At 62.3% G+C, this 3,013-nt stretch carries 4 protein-coding genes, 1 pseudogene and 1 other annotated feature; of the genes and pseudogenes, 4 read left to right on the top strand and 1 reads right to left on the bottom strand.

Going from position 1 to position 3,013, the window contains the following annotated elements; genetic code table 11:
- Positions 1-349 precede the first annotated feature (349 nt).
- The gene (locus ROTAS13_RS22030; protein ID WP_075823441.1) at positions 350-892 is read right to left on the bottom strand and encodes a hypothetical protein; all 543 of its coding nucleotides are present in this window, start codon (positions 890-892) and stop codon (positions 350-352) included.
- A gap of 167 nt (positions 893-1,059) precedes the next feature.
- Here ROTAS13_RS22030 and ROTAS13_RS22025 point away from each other — a divergent pair.
- The 4 genes and pseudogenes from ROTAS13_RS22025 to ROTAS13_RS22010 all read left to right on the top strand — a co-directional run.
- Positions 1,060-1,430: pseudogene (locus tag ROTAS13_RS22025) on the top strand (transposase); the annotation flags it as partial.
- Positions 1,347-1,442: a sequence feature (AL1L pseudoknot), on the top strand. (Overlaps the previous pseudogene by 84 nt.)
- A 158-nt stretch (positions 1,443-1,600) precedes the next feature.
- Positions 1,601-1,819: an IS3 family transposase gene (locus ROTAS13_RS22020; protein WP_216348712.1), complete on the top strand. Its 219-nt coding sequence runs from the start codon at positions 1,601-1,603 to the stop codon at positions 1,817-1,819.
- Between the two features lie 55 nt (positions 1,820-1,874).
- A complete protein-coding gene (locus ROTAS13_RS22015; protein ID WP_083755666.1) occupies positions 1,875-2,228 on the top strand; it encodes a transposase in 354 nt (117 codons plus the stop codon).
- Positions 2,229-2,358: 130 nt separating this feature from the next.
- The gene (locus ROTAS13_RS22010; RefSeq protein WP_139323492.1) at positions 2,359-2,580 is read left to right on the top strand and encodes a hypothetical protein; all 222 of its coding nucleotides are present in this window, start codon (positions 2,359-2,361) and stop codon (positions 2,578-2,580) included.
- Positions 2,581-3,013: the final 433 nt, after the last annotated feature.

Raw genomic sequence — 3,013 nt, 5'->3', positions numbered from 1 at the left:
GCATGCCCCTCCCCTGCGCCGCCTCGCGTCACGGCCACCTGGGCCAACAGATCGAGCGTGATCCATCGCCGCAATTGTGGCAACCCCACCGCTTTCCCATCTCAGGCCCGATAATGGATTATTATCGTGCCCAAAGAACGTCTAACCCATTGGAATAAGTAGGATTTTGGACCATAAACGGACTGTACGGGATCGCTGGAGCGTAATTCGTCCTGCCGCCGACTTCGGGGGGCGGAATGAACAACATCTTCTGGCTGACCGACTAGCAGATAGCACGGCTGTCACCGTTCTTCCCTGACCGACCTGCCCCCCGCAGAGACGAAGCGCCACCCGCCTGACCTGACGGACGTTATCTTTTCCAGAGGCCCAGATCCTTCCAGCAGGCCTCCATGCCGTCCGCGGCCTCCCTGGTGCCCTCCAGCGAGAGCCCAATTGGCTGGCCGGTCGGCAGTTCGATCTCCATCCTGGAACCCGTAACAAAGGACTGCATGAACTCGTCCCTCAACTGGTTCCTGAAATGGCCGAACAACTGCTCCTTGTCGCTGCTAAGATGCAGCTCGAGCCGGATCCGTGTCCTGTAGGGTCCGATGGAGATCCGAGAGGGCTGCTTCAGCAGTTGCGGTCCCAGGACGAGCGTACCCTTCTTCATGTGGATGATGATGGAGACCTGGTTGTTCTTGGGTACCGGCATGAGCAGGAAGACACCCGATTTCTGCCCCTTGAAGATCAGGGAGGTGAGGAGAGCGCAGCTATCATCGGCCTGCATGACCGTCCATTCGCCATAGGTGCCAAAGTCCCTGGCTGAACTCTCGGCCCTGGCGAGGGCTGAGAAGAGAACCAGCACACACCAGGCAAAAACGACTCTGAACAGTGCTCGAACGAGCGTCGTCATCAACTGGTTCCTTGTAGGGGATTGTGGGTGTGTGTCAGCCCAGCAGGGTGGCGCGGGATATTTCGGTTGAGATTTTTAACCTGCAATAAACCATAGGTTGTTGTCGAGCCGAGCGATTGAACCGCCCCGGGATCGGAGGAGACCTCAACCTGTGAGAGGAAGAGGTTATGGGCAATCGGAAGACGGGGGCGAACTTCTCGCCCGAGCTTCGGGAGCGGGCGGTCCGGCTGGTGCTGGAGGCTGGCGGTGATCCCGGGACGCGGTGGGAGACGCTCGGCTCCATAGCGGCAAAGATCGGCTGCAGCCGGGAGACGCTGCGGCGCTGGGTGCGGCAGGCCGAGCGTGACGGAGGGCAGCGGGCCGGACCGACGACGGAGGAGCGGGAGCGCATCAAGGCCTTGGAGCGGGAGAACCGGGAGCTGCGCCAAGCCAACGAGATCCTGCGCAAGGCATCGGCGTATTTCGCGATGGCGGAGCTCGACCGCCACTCGAAGCCGTGACCGCCTTCATCGACGATCACCGTGCTGCCTATGGAGTCGGCCACACTACACGACAGTGATGGCCAGGATCCTTCTGCGCGAGGGATGAATCCCCATTTCAACTGATCCCTGGCCTCCCAGCCATCACTGTCGTGTAGTGTGGCCGACTCGCTAGCCTCATCGACGCAATCGCCCAGCCGGACCGTCATCCAGTTACAGCCCAAGCAGCCTGAACAGGTTATTCAAGGCCGACTTCTTCGCCTCGCTCAAGAAGGAGCACATCCACCAAGCCCACTTCCGCACCCGCGCGGAGGCGAAGGCGGCGGTGTTCGACTACGTCGAGGTGTTCTATGATAGGCAGCGCCTGAACTCAGGCGTCGGCTACCGTACGCCCACCGAGGCGCGGGTAGCCATGAGTGCGGAGGCCGTCATGCCGATCGCCGCATGATGCTCTGATCTCACCCCTCCACTCCTCGGGGGGAAGTCCAGACTTCGCCCCCGCCATGCGACAGGCCGCGAGCATCATGACCTTTGGCACGGTGCTGGCCGATGCCGGCTACGATGCCGAGCACAACCACCGCCTCTGCCGCGAGGAACTCGGCATCAGCCGGAGCGTCATCGCCCTGAACCGCCGCAACACCGGCCGGCGCTGGCCGAAGACGCCCCACAGGCGAGCCCTCCGGCAACGCTTTCCTCGCGTGCTCTACCACCAGCGCTGGCACATCGAGAGTGGCTTCAGCCAACACAAACGTCGCCTCGGCTCCGCACTCACCGCCCGAGGACATCAGGCTCAGCGACGCGAACTCATCCTGCGTGTCCTGACCCACAACCTCATGCTCCTCGCCGAAGCCGCATGAGTCTTTCAACAGAGCAAGCAGGTTTCAGAAGAGGTCCATCAGCGTTGAAGCCGGCGCATTATCCCTCCGTGAATGGATGACAGGCGGAGGCGGCCGGGGCGATGACCATCCTGTCCGGCTATATGCCACGGTGCTGGAAAGCCAGCCCGCCTACAGGCTGCGCAGCGACGGCAAGACGGCCATCGTGCAATGGCTGGTCAAGAGGATCACCGACAGCGACCGGGCGATGATCGTGCTGCACGAGGATGAGCGTATCCCCGGCATCGTCCGCAATCAGGATCCTGCCGCCGACGTCGATGTGCTCACGACAGGGGCGTTCCTGAAAAGGGCGCAGAAACGCGCGCCTCGGTGAGGAACGGAGGAGCAACGAATGGCCCGTTTCCAGTGCCGCGCCTGCGGCTTCGACAGCTCCGTGGTCTGGAAGGGAAAGCTGACCTGTCCGTGCTGCGGTGGCACCGCCCAGGTGTGGGTCACCGTGGCAGTCGAGGAGATGGAGGAGGCGGACCTGATCTTGCTCGAAACTACAATGCGTCGAAGGGCTTGGCTAACGCCGAGGAGTAGTGATCGCGGGAGTAGGAATGCTGTCAAAGCAATCCCTGGCCGCAATCGTTCTTCGGCAGCAGATCCCGCGCTTCGGCTGCGGCATTGTCCAGGTAGCTAGATAGTCGGCCTTGAACAACGTCTTCAGGCTGTCGCCCCTGCGAGCAGGGTGCGGCCTGTCGGGACGCTGGCTTGGCTGATCGGGGTGAGGATTGCCTGTCGGAGGGCGGCGAGGAGAGCGGCCA

The organism is Roseomonas sp. TAS13, assembly GCF_001950415.1.
In the GTDB taxonomy this organism is placed as follows: domain Bacteria; phylum Pseudomonadota; class Alphaproteobacteria; order Acetobacterales; family Acetobacteraceae; genus Roseomonas; species Roseomonas mucosa.
This window is presented reverse-complemented; position numbering and strand designations above follow the sequence as displayed.